Consider the following 23,930-nt stretch of genomic DNA (forward strand, 5'->3'; position numbering starts at 1 on the left):
AGCCTTTATCCTCGTTAGTATGGCTTTATCGACGCCTAAAAAGCCCACGTCGCCCTGGCGGGCCCGTCTACACGAAATTATTTTCGAGGCAGATACTCCGGCGGGTAAAGCTTTTGATATCATCCTGATTGGTAGCATTCTCATCAGCGTAACGGTCGTCATGCTGGAAAGTATCCGGAGCGTCAGGGTGATCTATGGTCCGCTGTTACACTGGCTTGAGTGGTTTTTTACCGTTCTGTTTACCGTCGAATATATTCTGCGTCTGATTAGCGTTGGGCGCCCGTTGCGGTATGCGCAAAGTTTCTTCGGTTTTGTCGACCTGCTGGCCATTTTGCCAACTTACCTGAGTTTACTGATTCCGGGTACGCAGTATTTGTTCACCATCCGGATTCTGCGGTTACTCCGGATTTTCCGGATTTTGAAGTTGTCTGAATATTTGTCGGAAGCCAGCATCATCACGAGCGCCCTTCAGGCCAGCCGTCGGAAAATCAGCGTATTTATTCTGACGGTTTTGTCGCTGGTGGTCATCATCGGTTCGTTGATGTACATCATCGAGGGCGAAGAACACGGTTTCGACAGCATCCCGACGAGTATTTACTGGGCCATTGTGACGTTAACGACGGTCGGCTACGGTGACCTTTCTCCGCAAACCCCGGCGGGCAAGGCACTGGCGTCGCTCGTGATGGTCCTTGGCTACGGCGTGATTGCGGTTCCGACCGGGATCGTAACGGTGGAAATTTCCCAGGCCGCTCAGAAACTTAACCGGGTTTCTTCACAGTCCTGCCCGGCCTGCGGGGCTGAAGGACACGATGCCGATGCGGTTTTCTGCAAGTATTGCGGGGCGCATCTGTAATGCCATGCAGCCAATAAATGAAAGTGGGAATTACAGTGCTTTCCTTTGGGCGCGATAATTTCCAATGGCTTCCGAAACGGTCAGAGCCCGGTTGTAGATCGAAACTTGATTGACTTTTCCCCGAATCGGTGCGCCGATCCGGATGTCCGACGTTCCGGCGGCCGACTTTAGGTAGGGGCTAAACCGTCCCCAGCCAAACTGCCGGGTGTCGCCCCCGTCGTTCAGCACGCCATCGACTACAAACGCGATGATGTGCGGCCCCCCATCGATCAGGATGCTGACCTGATGGGTTTGATTGGCTTTCAGCACGCCTTCGTCGCAGGCCCAGGCCGATTGCGTCCGGCCGTCGTTCATGAGCAGTTCAATCGTTTTCTGGTCGGTAGTTCGAACCACCCAGCCTTTCCCGGCCGGGTCGCGGGCATCCAGCAGGAGTTGATTACCGGACAGGTCGTTCAACTTAAAGGTGATGTCGATGGTAAACCCATTGGGCACATTCATTCCCGGTTGCTCCAGCTTTTTGGTGTCTCGTTTGTAAAATTCCGGAAGGACCGGAGCCGCAACGGTTTGCGGAAAGTTGCCGGATTGGTACGTCCACTGCGTCACCAGACCGTCCTGCGCTTTTTTTGAATAGTCGAACTGACTCCAGAGTTTATTCAGCAGATTCTCGTCAACTTTATGGACGCGGGCGATGTCTTTCTGGGTTTCCGTGATGAAATACGACCCTTTGTCTTCCACCAGATCGGGGTAACTCATCCGGATCAGTGGGTCTTCGTCGTACAGCAGAATTTCGGGCTGTGTCCATTTGATGACCTTCCCTTTCGGCGAATCGACTTCCAAACCGCCCATCACCCAGGCCGGATTGCGGTCTTCGTAGGCCATGCTTCGCCGGTTTTTATGCTCCCGGATAAACCGCCCACCGTGGTTGTGAAACCAGTAGAGATACTTTCCATTTTCGCATTTCCAGACAAAATTGGCCGCTCGTGGGTGCTTCACCAGGTGTCCGGTGCCATACCGCATGTACTGGGGTGGTTCCCAGGTGTGGCCTGCATCCCGGCTGTAGGAATAGGCCGGATAACCGTCGATGGTTCGATAGACACAGAAAAAGGAACCGTCGCTCAGGACCACCACGTTTTGTTCTTCCGCAATCGGGCCACCGTTTTGGGCCGGAGTGCGCAGGCCAATTTCACCGTCGGGCAACGTGTTCCACTGCGCTTTGGCCGGATCGTCTACCGTGAATAAATCCGGACTTTGGACCAACGCACCCTCGCTGCTCGTGAAGAAACCTTCGCCAAAACCGCCGACTTTATGAATCGGTACGTAAGCCGATTTTTTGTACGAAAAGGCCCGACCCACGTTCCAGAAATACTGAATTTTGCCTTGATACGGGTTCTTCCGATCAATTTCAAAATTGCGAATCGGAATCTTTATGCGGTTGGCCGACCAGGTTTTGCCGTGGTCGTCCGAATACTTGAAGACAAAATAGCCCTGGCTGTCCACCCGTTTCACCAAACCGTCTTTATACGGCGGATTGTCGCCTTTGACCGCCCGGACGTTGTCGGTATTGTGGTTGTAGAAGACGAACACCCGACCCGAGGGCGCTTTCAGCAACACGGCATACGAGGCTTCCGGGCCGTCGCCGGGTTCCACATCCCGCTTGTCGATCCAGGTCTTGCCCTGATCGAGGCTCCGCCAGGTGATGATGTGCTGGCCCGACGCGCCTTCGTGGCCGGTTCCGGTGGTCAGAACGCACAGCCAGGCCCCGTCGTTGGTTTTGACGATGTAGGGCTGGTCGCTGTAGGTTTCGTCGGGAATCACCATTCCGGTTCTTATATCTCGGTTATCCTGCGCTTGCAACGGACTGATCAGCAGCGAACCCAATCCCAAGATCAGGAAAAGGCGGTTCAAACTCAATGGCATAGGGAAGGGTTTTAGGTAAAAGGCAACCGGGCAGCGCGCTTACCGTGATTCTTCCGCCGAATTGTTTTTACTAACCAAATAGTCGAGCAGTTGATGGAGCCGGTTTTTCAGGTCGATCAGGTCGTCAACTTGCAATTCGCTCGAACTCAGGCCCGCCGTCAGCCGTTCCGGAATCGTAAGTGCCTTGGCTTTCAGGTTTTTACCGTGCTCTGTTAGCGCGATGATTACCTTGCGCTCATCATCCTCCGAACGTTGGCGTTTAATCAGCCTGAGGCTTTCCATCCGCTTCAGCAGTGGAGTAACCGTGTTGGTGTTCAGAATCAACTTCTCTTTGATGGCATTGACCGTCAACTGGTCCTGTTCCCACAAAATCAGTAGCACCAGGTATTGTGGGTACGTTACGCCGAGTTCGTTCAGGAAGGGTTGATACTCCCGTGTGATCAGCCTGGAAACCGCATAAACCGGAAAGCAGATCTGATTGTCAAGTTTTAAGAATTCGTCGACCATTTCAGTGAAATTCAAACCCCACCGGCACGCCCTCGATTGGAAAGAATGTCGGTGGGTTAACCTTGACAAAGTTAGTGAACTATCTTTTCCAAATATGCGTCGATGGATTCCGGCTTGGTAACCGGCGAAAACCGTTTGATCGGCCGACCGTTCTGATCAATCAGAAACTTGGTGAAGTTCCATTTGATGGCCCCGCCCAGCAGACCCGGAAGGGCTTTCCTGAGGTATTTAAAAACCGGGTGGGCGTGATCGCCATTGACATCGACCTTCCGAAACATGGGAAACGTAACGCCGTAATTGAGCACGCAGCCTTCGGCAATCGATTTTTCATCGCCCGGTTCCTGGTTCCCGAACTGATTGCAGGGAAAACCCAGAATGACCAGCCCTTTGTCTTTGTATTTCTGGTAAAGCTGTTCCAGTCCGGCAAATTGCGGAGTCAGACCACACTGGCTGGCCGTATTGACCACCAACACGGTTTTTCCTTTGAAGGAATCCATCGGAATTTCCTGGCCCTGCAAACTCTGAGCCGACAATTGGTAAAAGGATGTGTTTGACATGTTACTGAATGATTAGATGGCCGGTCGGGTTTACCTTGAACAATGCCACCACCCAGCCGACCCGGAAACACCTGCGCAAATCCCAGGGCGATTTCTACGATTCCTGACACCAACGATCTGAACAGAAAAATTAAAAATTGTAAATGAGTCGTGTGCGATACAAAAATACAAAGACAATTTATATCGCAAGCGATATTTATGAGAAATTGATCAGCACGGATGTGGTTTTTTGACACCATCCGGGCAACGGAACAGGGTGTCGATTGAATCCAACGGCAGTCAGTCTGGTTATTTTCTGAAAGCAATTTGGTTAAATCGCTGTTCGAAACGACTTCTTATTCTGGCCCGGTTACCGAATGGCCGGGATGAAAGTTACGCGTAAGAAGCCCTGCTTGCCCTTTATGAGAAAAACCGTAGTTCTTTTTGCTGCCATCGTTTGGGGTTTAACCTCCGCTCAAGCTCAATCATCGGCCGACACTTTATCGGAAAACCGGGAATTTTTAGTGCGAAATGGGCTACCAAACTTTAAACAAAAGTTGGAGAAAGGCGGTCCGGTTTCGATAGCGTATTTTGGCGGGAGCATCACTGAAGCGCCCAACGGCTGGCGGGAACAATCGCTTACCTGGTTGCAACGGCAGTATCCGAAGGCTACTCTGACGCACATCAATGCGGCTATTGGCGGTACCGGCTCCGATCTGGGCGTTTTCCGCCTGAAACAGCACGTTTTGGTCCATAAACCGGATCTGGTGTTTGTAGAGTTTGCCGTAAACGACAGCGGACAGCAGCCGGAGAAGATCCACAAGGCGATGGAGGGCATTGTCCGGCAAATCTGGCGGCAAAACCGGCGCACGGATATTTGCTTTGTTTATACCCTCAACGCGCCGATGGCCCCGGCTTTGCTGGCTCGCCAGATGCCCAACTCCGTGCGGGCGATGGAACAGATCGCCAATCAGTACGGTATTCCTTCGGTGCATATGGGGCTGGAAGTGATTCGGTTAGATCGTCAGGGCAAGCTGGTGTGGGGCGGTAAAAAAGAAGAACATCCGGACAAACTGGTTTTTTCGCCCGACAAAACCCATCCGTATTCCGACACCGGTCATCGGTTCTATACCGAGGCCCTGACCCGGGCACTGCCGCCGATTCTTGCGGCCGGTCGGCCCGGATCGCACGTGATTCCGAAGCCGTTTGTGTCTGACAACTGGGAGAATGCGCAAATGATTTCCGTGCAGGAACTTTCCCGGCAGGGCGACTGGCAGGAGGTAACGCCCACCACCGACACCGTGGCCCGGTTGCTGAAAAACCGGTTTTCGTATCTGATCAAATCAAACCAACCTGGTGCGTTGCTCCAGGTTAAATTTCGGGGAACCGTAGCCGGACTTTACGACGTCATCGGGCCGGGCTGCGGGCAATATGCCGTTACTGTCGACGGTGCTCCCGCTGCGGCCATCCCGCGATTCGACAGCTTTGCGACCTATTACCGCTCGAACTACTTCTTTTTGCCCACGCTGGACGACAAATCGCACACCATCACACTGATGGTTTCGCCGGAACCACTTGACAAAGCGGCTATTCTCCAAAAGCGCAACCAGACCATCAAAGACCCGCGCCGTTACGCCGAAAATGCCTGCTACGCCAGCCAACTCCTGATCCTTGGTCAACTCGAAAAATAACCCCCAAATCAACCAAAAAGCCTGCAGGGCGCACATTGGGTAACCCCGGGTGCAACCCGGGGCAGCGAGCCAGTCGGGGGTCAGACTCACCGGAGCCAGGCTCCTGATACCGTCCATATGGCTGGTGCCTGGCCGGGAGGGTGTCAGTGCGGAACGGCCCCGGGTTGCACCCGGGGTTATCCAAAGTCAACCCCGTCGGGGTTGGGCATACCGGGTATAGTATTGGAGCTAGGGAGCAATCTGGTCGGATTAAAATCAAGGCGGTTTTTGTCGTTTTGGTGATTTTTAACCATTTTCGTGCTCGCTACCGCTCTATCACGAAATATTGTTTGCTGTTTTAATCGAAAACAGGTTTCAAAGCAATAACCTAATCTGAAATTTTGCTTATTTAACTCCATCAACAAAACATGAGAAGACGGGATTTTATCCAACTCTCCGGTTTGGGAATGGGCGCGTTGCTCGGCGGCTCGGTTCCTGTGCTGGGTAGTCCGGTTTCGTTCACCCAATTGCTCGAACCCCGCGCCGATGCGGCCCAGAAGAAAAAACTGGCCGACGTGGCCCTGAATGCGGCCAAAAGCAAAGGCGCGACCTACGCCGATGTCCGGATCGGGCGGTATTTGCAGCAATTTCTCTTCACGCGGGAAATGAAGGTGCAGAACATCACCAATGCCGAATCGTACGGGGTTGGGATTCGGGTCATTGTCGACGGCACCTGGGGCTTTTCGGCCACCAGCGATGTTCGGCCCGAAGCCATCGCCAGATGCGCCGAAACCGCCGTCGCCATTGCCAAAGCCAACGCCAAAATTCAGAAAGAACCCGTCGACCTGGCCCCTCAGAAGGGCGTTGGCGAAGTGAGCTGGAAAACCCCGCTGAAGAAGAATGCCTTCGAAGTGCCGGTGCAGGAAAAAATTGATTTGCTGATGAAGGTGAACGATGCCGCCCTGAAAAATGGAGCCGGTTTTGTTACCTCGAACCTGTTCTTTATCAACGAACAGAAATACTTTGCTTCGACGGACGGCTCGTACATCGACCAGGACATTCACCGCATCTGGCCGACCTTTACCGTCACCGCCGTGGACCGCCAGGCCGGAAAATTTAAAACCCGGGATGCGCTCAGTTCGCCGATGGGAATGGGCTACGAATATTTAGATGGTTCAGCATCCGACAAAATTGCCGGTCCGAACGGGTTAATCAGTTACCGCAACTCCTACGATATGGTGGAAGATGCGACGGTAGCTGCGCGGCAGGCCAAGGAGAAATTGACGGCCAAGTCGATCCAGCCCGGAAAATATGATCTCGTGCTGGACCCGAACCACCTCGGCCTGACCATTCACGAATCCGTCGGCCACGCGACCGAGTTGGATCGCGTGCTGGGCTACGAAGCCAACTACGCCGGAACCTCGTTTGCCACGCTCGATAAATGGAAGTCGAAGAGTTTCAATTACGGCAGCAAACTGGTCAACATCGTCGCCGATAAAACACAACCTCATACGCTCGGCACGGTTGGGTACGATGACGAAGGCGTTCCCACGAAGGAGTGGGATCTGATCAAGGACGGTATTCTGGTCAATTATCAGGCAACGCGGGATCAGGTCAAAATCCTGGGCGGCACCGAATCGAACGGTTGTAGTTACGCCGACAATTGGGATTCGATTCAGTTTCAGCGAATGCCGAATGTTTCGCTCAAACCGGCTACTGAAAAACGCTCGGTTTCGGACATGATCAAGGGTGTCGACAAAGGCATTTACATCCTGGGTCGTGGCTCGTATTCGATTGATCAGCAGCGGTATAACTTTCAGTTTGGGGGCCAGGTGTTCTACGAAATCAAAAACGGCCAGATTGCGGGCATGGTCGACGATGTGGCTTACCAGTCGAACACCCAGGAGTTCTGGAATTCCTGCGCCCAACTCTGCGACCAGAACGATTACCGGACCTTCGGTTCGTTCTTCGACGGCAAGGGCCAGCCTTCCCAGATCAGCGCCGTCTCGCACGGTTGCCCCACCACCCGCTTCAACGGCGTGAATGTCATCAACACCGGGCGGAAGATTTGAATGTACCCACGGACTTTAGTCCGTGTGAGCCAGTTAATCATTGAGTTAATATAAACTACTGGATCATTGAAGCTCACACGGACTAAAGTCCGTGGGTATGCGTCAAAACCTCAAACGTTAAACGAACATGGCTATTCTGACGAAAGACGAAGCAAAAAAGATATTGGATAAAGTGCTGGGCTACTCCAAAGCCGACGAAACGAGTGCAAGCCTGAGCGGAAACCGGACCGGTAACATCCGCTACGCCCGGAATTCGGTGTCGACCAGTGGCGAAACCGACAACCTCTCGCTGGCCGTAACGGCGGTTTTTGGCAAGCGCGTCGGCTCGGCGACGATCAACGAATTTGACGACCAGTCGCTGGAAAAAACCGTCCGCCGGGCCGAAGAGATTGCCCGGCTGGCCCCCGAAAACCCGGAATATGTGCCGATGCTGGGACCGCAGAAATACATCGAAACCGCTGCCTACGCCGAGCCTACGGCCAAAATCAACGCCGAATTTCGCGCTCAGGCGGCTTTCGACAGCATCGAACCGTGCAGCAAAAAGAACCTGACGGCGGCCGGTTACCTGGAAGATACGACCGGTTTTTCTGCGATTGCCAACAGCAAAGGCTTGTTTGGGTACAATCCCTACACATCCGTTGATTTTTCGGTAACCACCCGAACGGCCGACGGTACCGGATCGGGCTACGTGTCCCGCGATTTCAACGACGTGTCGAAACTGGACACGAAGGAAGCGACGGAAATTGCCATGCAGAAGGCGCTGGCGTCGACCAACGCGAAGGCCCTCGAACCGGGCAAATATACGGTTATTCTGGAGCCAACGGCCGCCAGTGACCTCATTGGCCTGATGATGAACAACCTCGATGCCCGGAACGCCGAAGAGGGGCGCAGCTTCCTGAGCCGTAAGGGCGGAGGTACGCGGCTGGGCGAGAAGTTTTTCGACGAGCGGATTACGATTTACTCCGATCCGGCCAATGTAGAAATTCCGGGTTCGCCGTTCGTTGGGGGCGGAGGAGGCCGGTTTGGCGGGGGCGGTGTCGATGGTCGGCCACAGGAAAAAACGCTCTGGATCGAAAACGGCATCGTCAAAAACATGAGCTATTCGCGGTACTGGGCGCAGAAAGCCGGAGTCAAAGCGACCCCACCACCGAGTGGTTTTATCATGCAGGGTGGCACTCAATCGCTGGCCGACCTCATCAAAAGCACACAGAAAGGCATTCTGGTCACGCGGTTCTGGTACATCCGGGCTGTCGATCCGCAAACGCTACTGTACACCGGTTTGACCCGCGACGGGACGTTTTACGTCGAAAACGGCCAGATCAAATATCCGATCAAAAATTTCCGGTTCAACGAAAGCCCGGTGATCATGCTCAACAACGTGGAAGCCTTGGGCAAACCCGTCCGGGCCGGTGGTGTCCTGATTCCGCCGATGAAGATCCGGGATTTTACCTTCAGTTCACTATCAGACGCAGTCTGATACAGCCAAAAAACCCGCAGGGGTTGGGAGGTGGGTAACTCCGGGAAATATCCTCCAGGTTGGGGGAGGTTTGGCGGGAGCCGATTTTGCATCTTGGCCCTGGTGTCCGTTTTTGGCATGACTGACGGAAACGGGCCGAATTTTCGTTTTTAATGAACCTTCTAACTTTATTAACAAACTAACTTGAATCGTCGAGATTTTCTTCAATTATCCGGGTTAGGTGCGGGAGCCTTGCTGCTTCCCACTGGTGCGGTTTTCGGTCGCCCGGTGGCACCGGAAGCCTTGCTGGAACCCGGTGTGGATGTGGCCGTCAAAAAACGACTGGCCGACGCGGCCCTGAATGCCGCCAAATCCAAAGGCGCTACCTACACCGATGTCCGGATTGGCCGGTATCTTCGGCAATTTGTCGTCACGCGGGAAGACAAGGTGCAGAACATTGTCAACACCGAGTCGTACGGCGTGGGCGTTCGGGTGATTGCTGACGGTTGCTGGGGTTTTGCGGCTGTGGTCGATGCCAAAAACGAAGACCAGACCGCCAAAGCCGCCGAAGAAGCCGTGGCCATTGCCAAAGCCAACGCCCGCTTGATGAAGCAGCCTGTGCAACTGGCTCCGCAGAAAGGCTTTGGCGAGGTGAGCTGGAAAGCGCCGATCAAGAAAAATGCCTTTGAGGTGCCGATCAAGGAAAAAGTCGATCTGCTGTTGTCGGTGAATGACGCGGCCCTGAAAAACGGAGCCAATTACGTCAATTCGGTGCTGTTCATGGTCAACGAGCAGAAATATTTTGCCTCGTCGGACGGTTCGTACATCGACCAGGACATTCACCGCATCTGGCCCACGTTCAACGTCACGGCCATTGATCCGAAAACCGGCAAGTTCGAAACCCGGGGTGAACTGAGCGCACCCGTGGGCATGAGCTACGATTACCTGCAAGTCAACCCGAGCGACAAGATTACCGGCATTACGACCCGCTACAACAAGGGCTACGATATGCTGGAAGACGTGACGGCGGCTGCCAAACAGGCAAAGGAAAAACTGACGGCCAAGTCGGTGGAAGCCGGAAAGTACGACCTGATTCTGGACCCCTCGCACCTTTGGCTGACCATCCACGAGTCGGTGGGCCACCCGCTGGAACTCGACCGGGTGCTGGGCTACGAAGCTAACTTCGCCGGAACGTCGTTTGCCACGCTGGATAAGTGGAAAACCAAGAATTTCAACTACGGCAGCAAGATTGTCAACCTCTTTGCCGACAAAACGCAGGAAGGTTCGCTGGGCGCGGTCGGCTGGGATGACGAAGGCGTGAAAACGAAACGGTGGGATTTGGTGAAAGACGGGACACTCGTGAATTACCAGGCCATTCGCGATCAGGTACACATCATCGGCGAAAATGAATCGCAGGGCTGCTGCTACGCCGATAGCTGGGGTTCGGTGCAGTTCCAGCGGATGGCGAACGTGTCGCTGGCCCCCGGCAAAACGCCCCTGTCGGTCGAGCAGATGATCAAGGATGTCAAGAAAGGCATTTACATCATCGGCGACGGTTCGTTCTCGATCGACCAGCAACGGTATAACTTCCAGTTTGGCGGGCAATTGTTCTACGAAATCAAGGACGGCCAGATTGCCGGGATGCTGAAAGATGTGGCCTACCAGTCGAACACGCAGGAATTCTGGAACTCCTGCGTGCAGATTTGCGACGAGCGCGATTACCGCCTGGGCGGTTCGTTCTTCGATGGCAAAGGCCAACCCCAGCAAGTCAGCGCCGTTTCGCACGGCAGCTCCACCACCCGTTTCAACGGCGTCAATGTCATTAATACCGCACGGAAGATCTAAATCTGTTTAGTGTTTATAGTTTCTGGTTTATAGTTAACCGATCAACGTAGCCGAGAACTTTAAACTATAAACGTTTAAACCAACAAACTATACAATGGCAGTTCTATTATCCGAAGCAGAAGCCAAGGCCTTGCTTCAGAAGGTATTAAGTTACTCGAAAGCCGACGAGTGCGAAGTCAATCTGCTGGGCGAGGAGCGGGGCAACATCCGCTACGCCCGCAACGAAGTCTCGACGAGTGGTGCGATGATCAACCAGAATTTGCAGGTGCAGTCGTCGTTTGGTAAAAAAGTCGGAGTGGCGACCATCGACGAGTTCGATGATGCTTCCATCGAAAAAGTGGTGCGTCGGTCGGAGGAATTGGCGCAACTGGCTCCCGAAAACCCGGAATACGTCGGTTTGCTGGGGCCGCAGCAATACTTGAAAACGAACGGTTTTTTTGAATCGACGGCCAAAATTACGCCCGCCGTCCGGGCCGAAGCCGTGGCCAAAAGCTTGCAGGCGGCTGACAATCAGAAGCTGCAATCCGCCGGTTTTCTGGACGATTACCGGGGTTATTCGGCCATGATGAACTCGAAGGGCTTGTTTGCTTACTACCCGAGCACCAACGTCAACTTCTCGCTGACCGTCCGGACCGACGATGGCACCGGTTCGGGCTACGTGACGCGAGGCTACAGCGATTTCTCGAAACTCGATACGGTTTCGGCGACCAAAATAGCCGTGCAAAAGTGCCTGGGTTCGGTGGGCGCACGGGCGCTGGAACCGGGCAAGTACACGGTGATTCTGGAACCGACGGCGGCTGCGGTTTTGCTTGAAAACATCTTTTTTAACATGGACGCCCGCAGCGCCGACGAAGGCCGGTCGTTTCTGAGCAAACCGGGTGGAAAAACCAAGCTGGGCGAGAAGATCGTGGACGAGCGCGTGACGATTTACTCCGATCCGACGCACCCAGACCTGCCGGCTTCTCCCTGGTCGGGCGACGGTCGGGCGCAGGAAAAGGTCAACTGGATCGACAAAGGTGTGGTGAAAAACATGGCTTATTCCCGGTTTTGGGCACAAAAGCAGGGCGTGAAAGCCGTGCCGTTTCCAAACAACGTGATCATGGCGGGCGGAACGGCTTCGCTGGACGAGATGATTAAAAGCACACAGCGCGGTATTCTGGTGACCAAACTCTGGTACATCCGCTCGGTCGATCCCCAGACGCTGCTGCTGACGGGCCTGACCCGCGACGGGACGTTTTACATAGAAAACGGCAAGATCAAGCACCCGATCAAGAACTTCCGGTTCAACGAAAGCCCGGTGATCATGCTCAATAACCTCGAAGCGCTGGGCAAACCGGAGCGTGTGGTCAGCACCGAGTCGGAGTCGAACTACCTCATCCCGCCGATGAAAATCCGGGAGTTCACGTTCAGCTCGCTCTCGGACGCAGTGTAGGCTGGGTTGTTACACAGGGTTTATCAAAGGTGACCAGGGTTTATCAGAGAACTGCTCTGCTTAACTCTGATGTTCTCTGATAAACCCTGTGTAACAATTTATTAGATTACTCATTTCATCAACCTGATTTTGAAACCATTCTTTTTCACGCGCATCCAGTATACCTCCGGCGATTGGGATACGGACCAGCGAATGCCTTCCAACCTGCTGCATTCGTTGGTGGAGTATACGACCATTCCGGTCGATGAGAAGGAAAAAGTGGTTCAACTGACGAGCAACGAGATCTTTAAAAGCCCCTTCTGCTACCTGAGCGGCCACAAACTCGTCGAGTTTTCGGCCCAGGAGCGTGAGCATTTCAAGCGCTACGTGCAGAACGGCGGTTTTGTCTTTGTCGACGACTGCAACCACGACATCGACGGCCTGTTTGCCAAGTCGTTCGAGCAGGAAATGGCCCGCACGTTCAGCCCGAAAGCCTTGCAGAAGATTCCGAACACCCATCCGATCTACACCAGTTTTTTTGAATTTACCGAAGGCCCGCCCACCACGACGTTCGAACTGAACGGCTGGGGGGATGACCTCGTGCACGATTACCTCAAAGCCATCCCGATCAACGGACGCATCGGCGTTCTCTACAGCAACAAGGATTACGGGTGTGAATGGGATTACGACTTTCGCAACAAACGCTTTCTGGCCGAAGACAACACCAAATTTGGGGTCAATATTGTTACCTACGCATTAACAGCCTGAACATTGGAAACCAAGGAACTCACGCACTATAAAACCCTCGTAGCCAAGCTCCCGCAACTGAAGAAAGAGATCGCAAAAGTGATTGTCGGACAACAGGAAGCCATCGACGAAATCCTGATTGCCCTGCTGGCGGGCGGGCATTGTCTGCTCGAAGGTGTACCGGGACTTGCCAAAACGCTAATGGTGAAGACGATGGCCGACGCGCTGGAAATGCCTTTCAAGCGAATTCAGTTTACGCCGGATTTGATGCCGGGCGATATTGTCGGTACGGAAATGCTGGAGGAAGATCACCAGACCGGCAAGAAGTTCTTCAAATTCAACCGGGGGCCGATCTTTGCCAACGTGGTGCTGGCCGACGAAATCAACCGGACTCCGCCCAAAACCCAGGCGGCTTTGCTCGAAGCTATGCAGGAGTACAAGGTAACCTACGCCGGAAACGACTACGAACTGCCCCGGCCGTTTCTAATCATTGCTACCCAAAACCCGATCGAACAGGCCGGAACGTACCCGTTGCCCGAAGCCCAGCTCGACCGGTTTTTGCTGTACATCAAGCTCAGCTACCCGTCGGAGCAGGAAGAACTCAACGTTCTGAAAAACACCACCGGCACCAGCCGCCCGCAACTGCAAACCGTGCTGAGCGATGGGGAAATCGTGGATTTGCAGCGCCTGACGCGGCAGGTGCACATCAGCGACGAACTGATCACGATGATCAACAAACTGGTCCGATCGACCCGCCCGGAAAGCAGCCCCTCGGCTTTCGTCCGGCAGTGGTGCGACTGGGGCGCTGGCCCCCGGGCGGGGCAGGCGCTGGTGCTTTGCTCGAAGGCCCGGGCGGTGTTGCACGAACGGTTTTCGGTGATCCCGGAAGATATTCAAACGCTGGCCTACCCAATCCTGCGCCACCGCATCGCCCTAAACTTCCGCGCCGAAGCCGAGAATGTGACCACGGACCAGGTGATTACAGAGTTATTGAAATAGCTATTACACAGAGTTAATCAGGGTTAATCAGAGAGGTAACCAGAGATTTCCCTGATAACCTCTGATACTCTCTGATTAACCCTGTGTAACAACCTCATCAAAATGCAGTTAGCCACGGATCTCATCAAGCTCAATAACCTGCAACTGGCCGGAAAACTGGTCAGCGACGAGTTGCTGCTGGGCATCCACGCCAGCAAGCGGTCCGGCGTGGGGACGGAGTTTGAGCAATACCGCCACTACCAGCCCGGCGACGATCCCCGGCGTATCGACTGGAAGTTGTTTGCCCGCACCGACAAACACCTCGTGCGCGAGTCGGCAACGGAAAGCAACCTGCAAATCCGGTTTTTGCTCGATTTGTCGGGGTCGATGAACTACACCGAGCAGGGCGTAAGTCGATTGAATTACGCCAAAATCCTGCTGGCGTCGCTGGCTTACCTGGGCTACCGGCAGAACGATGCCATGAGTTTGTACGCCCTGCAACACGGTGCTTTGCAAACACTGGTCCCGGCCGGAAAGCAAGCGTTTCAACGGATTCTGTTTGCCCTGCAAAACGCCGAAGCGTCCGGCCCGTGGGTGCCGACTCAAGCCCGGTTTCCGGAGTTTCAGCAAAAGCAGAAGGAACTACTCGTGCTAGTGTCCGACCTGCTGCAGGTCAACACCGAGTGGCTGGATCTGGTCAAAAGCGTGGCCAGTCCGCGCCGGGAAATCGTGCTGTTTCAGGTGCTGGGCGATCAGGAGAAGGATTTCAACCTGAGCGGTTTTTACCGATTCAAGGACCTCGAAACCGGTCGTGAGGTAGAGGTGCAGGCGGAGACGGTTCGGGAAACATACCGGCAGTCGGTTTCGGTTTACTTAAAGCAACTGGAAGACGAACTGCGGTTACCGCACGTGCATTTGATTCGGGTCAATCTCCGCGAACCGTTGGCCCGGGCGCTGAAAGATTTTCTGACTAGACGAAGCGTATAGATGGAGCTATTGCAACCGGGAATGCTGTGGGGAATGAGTGCCGTCGTGATTCCGGTGGTCATTCATTTCTGGCACCAGAAAAAGGGCCGAACGTTGGCCTGGGCGGCTACTCGCTGGCTCCGGGAAAAAGACCAGCAGCAGCAACGGGGCCTGAAATTCGATAACCTGCTGTTGTTGTTGCTGCGTTGTCTGCTGATTCTACTGCTGGCGTTTCTGTTGAGCCAACCGGTTTTGACCCGGTTCGCAGAATCGGCCGCTATTCAGAAAATTCATTTGGTGCAGCCGGACCCGCTGGTGGTGGATAACTTTCGGTTCGAACTGGCGGAAGCGCTGAAAAAAGGCGAAGCAGTTTTCTGGAGCAATGCGGCTACCGAGCGGGCAACCGACGCTACCCAATTGCCTGAACAACAAGCGTTTTCACCAACGGTTTTGCAGACATCCGTCAACAACCTGCTGAAAGATCGGTCGGAATTGCATCTGTATGTGCTTAATAACCGGCAGTTAGCTGAAGTGCCGTTTATTCGCGTTCCGGCCGGGTATCAACTGCATACCATCGCGGATTCGGCCCGCCGACTGGTCCGGCGGTACCTGGACGAGACGGCAGGTAAGAAAGTGTTTGTCGATCGGGCTAATCGATTGACCACCCAGCCGGTTTTGGCATCCGATGTTCGGTTTGAGTCGACGCCAGCGCATTCGGGGCCGCTGGCGGTTTTGCTGCGTTATCGGGACAGGGCGGAAGAGCAGACCGTAGCAGCCGCGTTGGCGGCTCTGTCGGACGTGTACGGGCTGGTGTGGCAACTGGACCGAAAGTCGGTTCCGGGTAAAAAATACGACTGGGTGCTGACCGACCAGGCCGTGACTAATCCGGATCCGGCCACCCTGTACGTCGTCTCGAATACACTAAAAATTCCGACGGTTTCAAACGTGATTTATGTGCCGGAAAGTCTCAGTCCGCAAACCGGTGAGTTGGCGCGAACGGGGCAGTTGCCGGAGTGGTTAGCAGACATATTAATCAGACACTTTAAGCTAAATCCGGATGGAGAACCGTTGCGCCCAGATGAATTGAAAACCGTCTTTGTGCCAACGGCCCGGCCGGAGAAAAAACAGCCGGAAAGCGTGCGGACCGGTCTGCTGGCGGTTTTTGTGGTGTTGGTAGGCGTGGAACGTTGGATGGCTTTGAAAAAGAACGCATGAACGAGTTAAAACGTAGCTTATCGGTTATTAGTTATCAGCTTACGATCAACGCGTTGTTGAAAAGTATGCTGCTGGGAATAGCCATTGGGCTGGGCGCTCACCTGGCAGGTTTATCGGCCGGTCTGGCGATATTCGTGGGAATGTTGGTGTTTGGCGTGGGTGCCTGGCTAACTGGGCTTCTTCGGGACAAAAAACCGGAAGCCATGGCGATTCTGCACCAAACTGTTGGCGACGTCGAATACAGTTTGCCCTTGCTGGATAAAGAGGAGTTAAACATCGCAGAACAATTGCAACTAGCCCGCCTGAACGAACGCATTCAGACGATTCAGATTCCAACACGGAAAGTGCTGGCGGTGATCTTCGCCCGGGTCGGTTTATTCGCGTTGCCGGTTTTGCTGGTGTTGGCTATTTATTGGGGGTATCCGCTTATTCAGGCTAGCTCATCTATTCAGAAAAAACGTTCGACCTACGTTCCGGCGATAGCAAAAGAAAACCGCCCAACGGTACCGGTTTTTCAGTCGGCTTCGTTGCAGATTACACCGCCGGGTTATACGGGCTTGCCGGTCAAGGAATCATCCGATTTGAACGCGGTTGCGGTTAGTGGATCAATACTACGCTGGCGGTTAAATTTTAGTAATACAGAAAAATTATCCGTGCGATTAGCGAATAGCCGGGGCGAAGAGGTCTATTTTAAACACTCGGGTGAGCAGTTTGAATACCGAGATCAATTGGTGAGTTCCGGTATTTATGCCCTGAAAGCGTATTGGAAAACCACGGACGGGAAAGATTCACTCATTTATCAATCCGACTTTTACCGGCTGGAAGCACAACCCGACTTGGCCCCGAAAATCCAGCCGGATTCGAAGGAGTTGTACCGGTTTCACTTTCTGAAAGACGATAAAAATCTCCGCATTTCGGCCCGTATATCGGACGATTTTAGCGTACGACAAGCCTACATTGTTGCGACGGTTGCGCGGGGAGCGGGCGAAAATGTGAAATTTCGGGAGGTAAAATTCCCGTTACCGCAAACGAACTTCAAAGAGGCTCAGCTACAGAAGGTCATTGACCTGAAAGCGCTCAATTTTGCCCCCGGCGACGAGCTGTATTACTATTGGGCGGCCATTGACAACAAACAGCCCGAAGCGAACTTTGCCAAGTCCGATACCTATTTTGTTGTTTACAAGGATACCGCCCGCGTCGAAGAGGCCGAACTGGCGACGATGGCCGTGAACATCATGCCGGAGTATTTCCGGAGCCAGCGGCAAATTATCATCGATACCGAGAAGCTAATTGCCAGACGGAAGAAACTCGCAGCGAAAGAATTTAAAAGTGCCTCCAACGAAATCGGTTTCGATCAGAAAGTGTTGCGATTACGCTACGGACAATACCTGGGCGAAGAGTTTGAAAATTCAATTGGTAGTCATGACCTATCGCCTGACGGCAACGTGCTGGAAGGGTTTATTCATAAACACGATACGGAAGGCGAAAAAGATGCGCCAAAGTCTTTTGCGTTTAAGCTGATTGAAAAAGCCGAAGAGCAGCAAAAGAAAGAATTGCCTGCCCCCGATCAGCACGATCATGACCAAGGGCCCAAACCGGCCGAAAATGAGAAAGACCCGGTGGCGGCTTTAATGGAGCAATATATTCACTCGCACGACGACGGAGAAGCCAATACCTTTTATGAGCAATCGACCCGGAGTTTACTGAAAATGGCGCTTGAGCAAATGTGGCAATCGGAACTACACCTGCGTTTATACGAGCCGGAGAAAGCCTTGCCGTTCGAAAACAAAGCCCTGATTTATCTGAAAGCTGCTCAGCAAAAAGCCCGAACGTTTGTCAAGAAAAGTGGCTACGATCCGCCCCCAATCAAAGAGAAAGAAACCCGGTTAACCGGTGAGTTAAAAAAGGTCAATCCCGAATTTAAACAGGAACGAAACTACGATTCCCGACAAACCGAACGGCTGGTCAGTGAAGTACTCGGTTATCTGGAATTTAAACGCCTAACTTCGGCTCAGAAGCTGGTTGTTCAGCAATTAAGCGCAGCCCTGACGAATGAGATAATGAATAGCCGATTGGCGAATTGGTCGGTGTTGACGGTTTTGCAAAAACTCGGGTCCGGGAAAATCCTGACCCAGCCGGAAAAGGTGGAATTAAAAACCAAATTGTACGTGCTGACCGGTAGCACTTCTCTGCCTAAACCTTATTCTGCAACTGGTTCGTATTCCGCTGAACGGAAGCTCGAACAAGCCTATTGGCGTCGTTTAAAATGAAGGTATTTGATCGCATAACTATTTCGTTTGATTCGTTCAATCCGGTCCACTGGCTGATTCTGCTTCTTTTGCTGGTTTTGCTGGTCATGCAGATCGGGTTAACAGTTCGTAATTTGTCATTTTCTAGACAGCGAAAAACCGTTCGGTTAGGGCTAAATCTGCTTTTCTGGCTTGTATTGGTCGGTTATTTTCTGGAACCGCAATGGCAGATTGAGGGTCGTAACAACACGGTTCTAATCGCCGACAACACGGTGCCGACCGAATACATCAACCAACTAAAAGACAGTTTAACCATTGAGCAGTCGGCACGGGTCAGTTTGTTTGCAACGCCCCGGTTTCGGGCGCAGTTGGCCGACGGAACCGTGAAGGCTGTCGCGCTGGTTGGGACCGATTTTTCGCCCGATCTGTTAGGGCAGTTGAGTCGGCAAACCGTGCAGTGGGTGCCGTACTACCCGCCCGATCAGGTTCAGCTTCTGCGCTGGAAAGGCCTTCTCCGCAAAGAAGAACTACAGACCATAGCCGGTACGATCCAATCCTCGAAAAAACAGGTGTTGGCGGTGCGGTTTGGTCGGCAAACGCTGGACAGTATGGTACTCAAGCCCGGTTTTCAGTCCTTTCAGCTTCAATTTCCGGCTTTTGCGCAGGGCCGGACGGCGGTGGAACTGGTCCTCAATGAAAAACCGCTCGATACGTTGCGCTTTTTTACGCAAAAACCACAACCGGTTTCGTATCAGTTTATCCTCGATAGTCCCGATTTTGAAAGCAAAACGCTGGCCGACTGGCTGGGCAAAAAAGGGTATTCCGTTCAGCTTAACTCTGTCATTTCAAAAGACATCAGCAACAGCGTCCGGATCAACCGGGCCGCTGCACCGGATGTGATCATTACGGACCCGGGCAACGCGACAAACCCGGTGGTCCGCAAAGCCGTTGCGCAGGGAAAAGCCGTGTTGTTCATGAACAGCACCGACCCGGAATCCGACAGCCGGACGATCAACCAGGCGCTGGGTACGTCTTGGCAGGTCCGGAAAATCTCGAACGAAGCCACGGTTCCCGTTGGCAATACTCTTCAGGCATTGCCGTATCAGTTCCGGGAAAAAATCAATCAATTTGCGGTGAATGGGTATCCGGTAGCTCATCAGAAAACGGGCGCAACGATCGGATTTAGTTTACTGAATGAAACCTTTCCGCTGAAACTCAGTGGTGATAGCGTTACCTATGACCGGATTTGGACGGCCATTCTGACCCCGTTGCAGCCCACAGCTAAAAACGCTGTTCGGATTGATGCGCCGGTTTTTGCCGGGTTGCGGACGAACGTCGAACTTAATAATTTACCAACAAAACCGGACTTCCTTCGCGTCGGCAAGGACACCGTTCCGCTCCGGTATTCGCCCGTCAATCCACTGTCGGCGGAGGCTGAATACCGATTTGGTCGGTCAGGCTGGCAGCCGATGGGCGATTCGCTCGCGGTTTACGTCGACACACCGGAAGGAAAAGCCGGCTTTGGTCATCGCCTGGTCAGTGCTTACCTGCGGGCGCATTCGGCCGAAGCGAACCTGCCAAAAGCCGCTCTGCAACGCCCGTATTCTGTTCGGCTACCCGATTGGGCCTGGCTTCTGCTTCTGATCGGGTGTTGGGCTGCGCTCTGGCTCGAACCTAAATTTAGCGTTTGACCTGTCGTAAAATTCCAGTAGCTTTGCGGCTGTTTTGATCTTAAAAATCGTACCTACAATGCCCTATCTATTTACCTCGGAGTCAGTCTCTGAAGGACATCCCGATAAAGTTGCGGATCAGATTTCCGACGCATTGATTGACAATTTTCTGGCGTATGACCCTTCCAGCAAGGTGGCCTGCGAAACACTGGTAACAACTGGCCAGGTTGTGCTGGCGGGCGAGGTGAAAACGAATACATACCTCGATGTGCAGAAAATTACCCGGGAAGTGATCCGGCGGATTGGTTACACCAAAAGTGAATACATGTTTGAAGCTGATTCGTGCGGTATCCTGTCGGCCATCCACGACCAGTCGGCGGATATCAATCAGGGCGTCGAACGCGCCAATCCGGAAGAGCAGGGCGCGGGCGACCAGGGCATGATGTTCGGCTACGCGACGAACGAAACGGATAACTTCATGCCGTTGCCGCTCGATCTGGCGCATAAGATTTTGCAGGAACTGTCGTACATCCGGAATCACGACAAGGACGTGCTGACGTACCTGCGTCCGGATGCCAAGTCGCAGGTGACCATTGAATACAGTGACGATCATAAGCCCATTCGGATCGACACCATCGTTGTTTCGACGCAGCACGACGACTTTGATACGGATGCCGCCATGCTGGAGCGGATTCGGGAAGACATTATTAATGTCGTGATTCCGCGCGTGAAGGCCAAACTGAAGCCGGAATTGCAGGCACTGTTTACCGATACCATTACGTACTACATCAATCCCACGGGCAAGTTTGTGATCGGCGGTCCGCACGGTGATACGGGCTTGACGGGCCGGAAAATTATCGTGGATACGTACGGCGGCAAGGGGGCCCACGGCGGTGGCGCGTTTTCGGGCAAAGACCCCTCGAAAGTGGATCGCTCGGCGGCTTATGCCACCCGGCACATCGCCAAAAACCTCGTGGCCGCCGGTTTGTGCGACCAGGTACTGGTGCAGGTTTCCTACGCCATCGGGGTGGCAAAACCCTGCGGTTTGTATGTAAATACGTATGGTTCGGCCAAAGTTGATCTGTCCGATGGCGAGATTGCCGCTAAAATTGAAGAACTGTTCGACATGCGGCCGTATGCCATCGAACAACGCCTGAAACTCCGCAACCCGATTTACTCGGAAACGGCTGCTTACGGGCACATGGGCCGTCAGAATCAGGTCGTGAAGAAAGTGTTTAATTCAAACGGCAGTGCGAAGGAGGTAGAAGTCGAGCTGTTTACCTGGGAGAAACTCGACTTTGTCGGCAAAGTCAAAGAAGCATTCGGCCTCTAGTACCCCGGACCGCCTGGTCCGGGAGTGTTTTCATTCGTATGGAGTAAAAAACAACTCCCGGACCAGGCGGTCCGGGGTACAAAAAAGCCGCCTTTTCGGGGCGGCTTTTTCATTTTTCATCAACGGCTTATCTTACAGCTCGAAGTCTTCGTTAACAGCTTCGGCTTCCACCAACTCCCGCGAAGAATCCTTGATCTGCTGGGCGGAGATGTTGCGTAATTTATCTTTATGACGTTTCAGCTTGTTTTTGAGTGTGTCGACCACCATATCCGTGGCTTCTTCAAACGTCGTTCCCTGTTGGCGGACGAAGATGGAATCTCCCGGCAAAAACAACTTCACCTCGATGATTTTATGTTTGATGCGGCTCGTTTCGCTACCCTCCAGTCGTAAATAGACCTCACCGCTCGTAATCCGGTCGTGGAAGGTGTCCAACTTGTCAAGTTTCTTCTGAACAAAGTCCAGCAACTTTTGATCTGCCGTGAAATGGACGCAATGAATTTGAATTCTCATACGTGTCGCATGGTTTAAAAGTTAAACAAGGAACCCATGGACTATCTAAGTTTGGAAATTGGATTGACAGTGTCAAGGGGTTGCCCGAAATATCCAACTTAGACGATTGTCCAATTTTGTACGAATGTATTCACACGATTCAGAACCAACACATATCCTGCCAACCCTGAAAAAAGTATAGGCAAAAGTTCTTCTTATTGTCTAATTCTGCAATCTGATAAACCGGTGTTTTGGGTTGATTTTCGTCAGGTTTCCAACCGGTTTTCAGGTGTTGACCACCTCTCCGCCATTGATGTGGATCACCTGGCCGGTCAGGTAGGAAGCGTCTTCGGATGCCAGAAAAACGTAGGCAGGGGCCACCTCTGCGGGCTGTCCGACGCGCTCCAGGGGTGTTTCTTTTCCGAATTCCGCCACTTCTTCTTCCGTTTTGGTCGAAACAATCAGGGGCGTCCAGATGGGGCCGGGTGCGACGGCATTGACGCGGATGTTGCGCTCGACCAGATGCTGCGATAAGGAGCGCGTAAATGCTGTGACCGCGCCTTTCGTCGAGGCATAGTCGATGAGGGCTTTACTGCCCCGGTACGATACGACGGAGGTGGTGTTGATGATACAATCATAAGCGGCCATATGAGCCAGGGCCAGCTTCACCAGCCGGAAGATCGCCAGGATATTGAGTTCAAACGTATCGATCAGTTGCTGGTCCGAAATGTCGGTGAATTCGGGCTGCTCAACGTGGTTGGCGGCATTGTTGACCAGGATGTTGATGTGGTGGTACTGGCCGACGGTTTGATCAATCACCTGTCTGATAAAAGACGGTTTTCGCAAATCTCCGGCGATCAGCAAACACCGGCGTCCTTCGGCTTCCACCAGTTGCCGGGTCTTCTGCGCATCTTCCTCCTCGCGCGGATGATGAACAATGGCCAGATCGGCCCCTTCGCGGGCAAAATGCACGGCCACGGCCCGACCAATCCCGCTGTCGCCCCCCGTGATGAGGGCAATTTTATTTTCCAGCTTGCCGCTGCCGACATAATCGTCACGCATGTAAATCGGCTGCGGGTGCATCTGATTTTCCAGGCCCGGCTGCTCGCGCTGGTGCTGGGGAGGAGTTTCTACTTCTAAATTCATAACGTAAGGCTGAGATCAGGCGTTGATAATGGTGCCGCCGTTGGGGTGAATGATTTGACCCGTTACATAACTGGCATCGGCCGAAGCCAGGTAGACATAGGCCGGAGCCACTTCGCTGGGCTGGCCGGGGCGCTTCATCGGCACATCCTGCCCAAACTGGGCGACCTGCTGGGCATCGACCGACGCCGGATTGAGTGGGGTCCAGATGGGGCCGGGCGCTACGCCGTTAACGCGGATTTTCTTCTTCGCCAGATTCGACGACAGGGCGCGCGTGAAGCTCATGATTGCGCCTTTGGTGGCCGAATATTCCGGCAAATCGGCCCGGCCCTGGTAGGCCGTTACCGACGAGGTGTTGATGATGCTGTCGCCTTCGTGCAGGTGTTTCAAAGCTGCCCGTGTGACCCGGAAAAACGAGTAAATATTGATCTCGAAGGTGTTTACCAGGTCGTCGTCGGTCATTTCTTCGAATGTCGGGTGCGCCAGTTGCAAAGCGGCATTATTGACCAGAATGTTCAGCTTGCCAAACCGCCGGACGGTATCCTCGACCAGTTGTTCGCAATACGCCGGATTGCGCAGATCGCCGGGCAGCAGCAGGCACTGGCGTCCTTCGGCCTGTATTAACTCCCGGGTTTTCTGCGCATCACCCTCCTCGCGGGGCGTGTAAGCAATGGCGACATCGGCCCCCTCGCGGGCAAAATGAACCGCCACCGCCCGTCCAATGCCGCTGTCGCCACCGGTAATCAGCGCCACTTTGTCTTTTAGTTTTCCTGTCCCGACGTAGGTGTACCGAATTACTTTCGGCTGCGGGTTTAGTTCGCTCTCCAGCCCCGGCTGCATATCCTGGTGCTGGGGCGGAATTTTCGTTTCCAT

At 53.5% G+C, this 23,930-nt stretch carries 19 protein-coding genes; 13 read left to right on the forward strand and 6 right to left on the reverse strand.

The features are described from left to right. Nucleotides 1-19: 19 nt before the first annotated feature. Nucleotides 20-853, forward strand: a complete 834-nt coding sequence (locus tag ACO2Q8_RS25045; protein ID WP_423347622.1) for an ion transporter — start codon at nucleotides 20-22, stop codon at nucleotides 851-853. Between the two features lie 30 nt (nucleotides 854-883). Here ACO2Q8_RS25045 and ACO2Q8_RS25050 read toward each other — a convergent pair whose 3' ends face one another. The 3 genes from ACO2Q8_RS25050 to ACO2Q8_RS25060 form a co-directional block, all read right to left on the reverse strand. Then, entirely contained in the window at nucleotides 884-2,770 is a 1,887-nt protein-coding gene (locus tag ACO2Q8_RS25050; protein WP_423347623.1) for an exo-alpha-sialidase, read from the reverse strand. Between the two features lie 39 nt (nucleotides 2,771-2,809). Further along, complete coding sequence (locus ACO2Q8_RS25055) at nucleotides 2,810-3,277, reverse strand: MarR family winged helix-turn-helix transcriptional regulator (protein ID WP_423347624.1); 468 nt, start codon at nucleotides 3,275-3,277, stop codon at nucleotides 2,810-2,812. Between the two features lie 71 nt (nucleotides 3,278-3,348). Then, nucleotides 3,349-3,834 (reverse strand): glutathione peroxidase, encoded by a 486-nt coding sequence (locus ACO2Q8_RS25060; RefSeq protein WP_423347625.1) that lies wholly within the window; start codon nucleotides 3,832-3,834, stop codon nucleotides 3,349-3,351. 536 nt (nucleotides 3,835-4,370) lie between these two features. Between ACO2Q8_RS25060 and ACO2Q8_RS25065 the strand changes: the two genes are divergently transcribed. The 12 genes from ACO2Q8_RS25065 to metK all read left to right on the forward strand — a co-directional run bounded on the left by ACO2Q8_RS25065 (nucleotide 4,371) and on the right by metK (nucleotide 21,425). Further along, nucleotides 4,371-5,504 carry an SGNH/GDSL hydrolase family protein gene (locus tag ACO2Q8_RS25065; RefSeq protein WP_423347626.1) on the forward strand — a complete coding sequence of 378 codons (1,134 nt, stop codon included), beginning with the start codon at nucleotides 4,371-4,373 and terminating at the stop codon, nucleotides 5,502-5,504. A gap of 407 nt (nucleotides 5,505-5,911) precedes the next feature. After that, entirely contained in the window at nucleotides 5,912-7,555 is a 1,644-nt protein-coding gene (locus tag ACO2Q8_RS25070; RefSeq protein WP_423347627.1) for a TldD/PmbA family protein, read from the forward strand. A 127-nt stretch (nucleotides 7,556-7,682) separates the two neighbouring features. After that, the gene (locus ACO2Q8_RS25075) at nucleotides 7,683-9,032 is read left to right on the forward strand and encodes a TldD/PmbA family protein (protein ID WP_423347628.1); all 1,350 of its coding nucleotides are present in this window, start codon (nucleotides 7,683-7,685) and stop codon (nucleotides 9,030-9,032) included. 183 nt (nucleotides 9,033-9,215) lie between these two features. Continuing rightward, nucleotides 9,216-10,856, forward strand: coding sequence for a TldD/PmbA family protein (locus tag ACO2Q8_RS25080; RefSeq protein WP_423347629.1), 1,641 nt, complete (start codon nucleotides 9,216-9,218; stop codon nucleotides 10,854-10,856). Between the two features lie 94 nt (nucleotides 10,857-10,950). Beyond that, nucleotides 10,951-12,288: a TldD/PmbA family protein gene (locus ACO2Q8_RS25085; protein WP_423347630.1), complete on the forward strand. Its 1,338-nt coding sequence runs from the start codon at nucleotides 10,951-10,953 to the stop codon at nucleotides 12,286-12,288. 129 nt (nucleotides 12,289-12,417) lie between these two features. Then, nucleotides 12,418-13,035 carry a DUF4159 domain-containing protein gene (locus ACO2Q8_RS25090; RefSeq protein ID WP_423347631.1) on the forward strand — a complete coding sequence of 206 codons (618 nt, stop codon included), beginning with the start codon at nucleotides 12,418-12,420 and terminating at the stop codon, nucleotides 13,033-13,035. Between the two features lie 3 nt (nucleotides 13,036-13,038). Then, entirely contained in the window at nucleotides 13,039-14,013 is a 975-nt protein-coding gene (locus ACO2Q8_RS25095) for an AAA family ATPase (RefSeq protein WP_423347632.1), read from the forward strand. A gap of 102 nt (nucleotides 14,014-14,115) precedes the next feature. After that, on the forward strand, nucleotides 14,116-14,979 hold the full coding sequence (locus ACO2Q8_RS25100) for a DUF58 domain-containing protein (protein ID WP_423347633.1): 864 nt from the start codon (nucleotides 14,116-14,118) through the stop codon (nucleotides 14,977-14,979). Continuing rightward, nucleotides 14,980-16,173: a BatA domain-containing protein gene (locus ACO2Q8_RS25105; RefSeq protein ID WP_423347634.1), complete on the forward strand. Its 1,194-nt coding sequence runs from the start codon at nucleotides 14,980-14,982 to the stop codon at nucleotides 16,171-16,173. Further along, a complete protein-coding gene (locus ACO2Q8_RS25110) occupies nucleotides 16,170-18,443 on the forward strand; it encodes a hypothetical protein (protein WP_423347635.1) in 2,274 nt (757 codons plus the stop codon). The genes ACO2Q8_RS25105 and ACO2Q8_RS25110 overlap by 4 nt, the downstream gene beginning before the upstream one ends. Continuing rightward, on the forward strand, nucleotides 18,440-20,113 hold the full coding sequence (locus ACO2Q8_RS25115) for a hypothetical protein (RefSeq protein WP_423347636.1): 1,674 nt from the start codon (nucleotides 18,440-18,442) through the stop codon (nucleotides 20,111-20,113). Before ACO2Q8_RS25110 ends, ACO2Q8_RS25115 begins: the two co-directional genes overlap by 4 nt. Before the next feature lie 58 nt (nucleotides 20,114-20,171). After that, nucleotides 20,172-21,425, forward strand: a complete 1,254-nt coding sequence (gene metK / locus ACO2Q8_RS25120; RefSeq protein ID WP_423347637.1) for a methionine adenosyltransferase — start codon at nucleotides 20,172-20,174, stop codon at nucleotides 21,423-21,425. 132 nt (nucleotides 21,426-21,557) lie between these two features. Here the strand turns inward: metK and ACO2Q8_RS25125 are convergent, their stop codons facing one another. From ACO2Q8_RS25125 to ACO2Q8_RS25135, 3 genes are all read right to left on the reverse strand, one after another. Beyond that, a complete protein-coding gene (locus ACO2Q8_RS25125; RefSeq protein ID WP_423347638.1) occupies nucleotides 21,558-21,935 on the reverse strand; it encodes an HPF/RaiA family ribosome-associated protein in 378 nt (125 codons plus the stop codon). Between the two features lie 264 nt (nucleotides 21,936-22,199). Beyond that, nucleotides 22,200-23,060, reverse strand: a complete 861-nt coding sequence (locus ACO2Q8_RS25130) for an SDR family oxidoreductase (protein ID WP_423347639.1) — start codon at nucleotides 23,058-23,060, stop codon at nucleotides 22,200-22,202. A 15-nt stretch (nucleotides 23,061-23,075) separates the two neighbouring features. Next, nucleotides 23,076-23,930 (reverse strand): SDR family oxidoreductase, encoded by an 855-nt coding sequence (locus ACO2Q8_RS25135; protein ID WP_423347640.1) that lies wholly within the window; start codon nucleotides 23,928-23,930, stop codon nucleotides 23,076-23,078.

Origin of the sequence: Larkinella sp. VNQ87 (assembly GCF_049445795.1) — a bacterium.
Taxonomy (GTDB): Bacteria; Bacteroidota; Bacteroidia; order Cytophagales; family Spirosomataceae; genus Larkinella.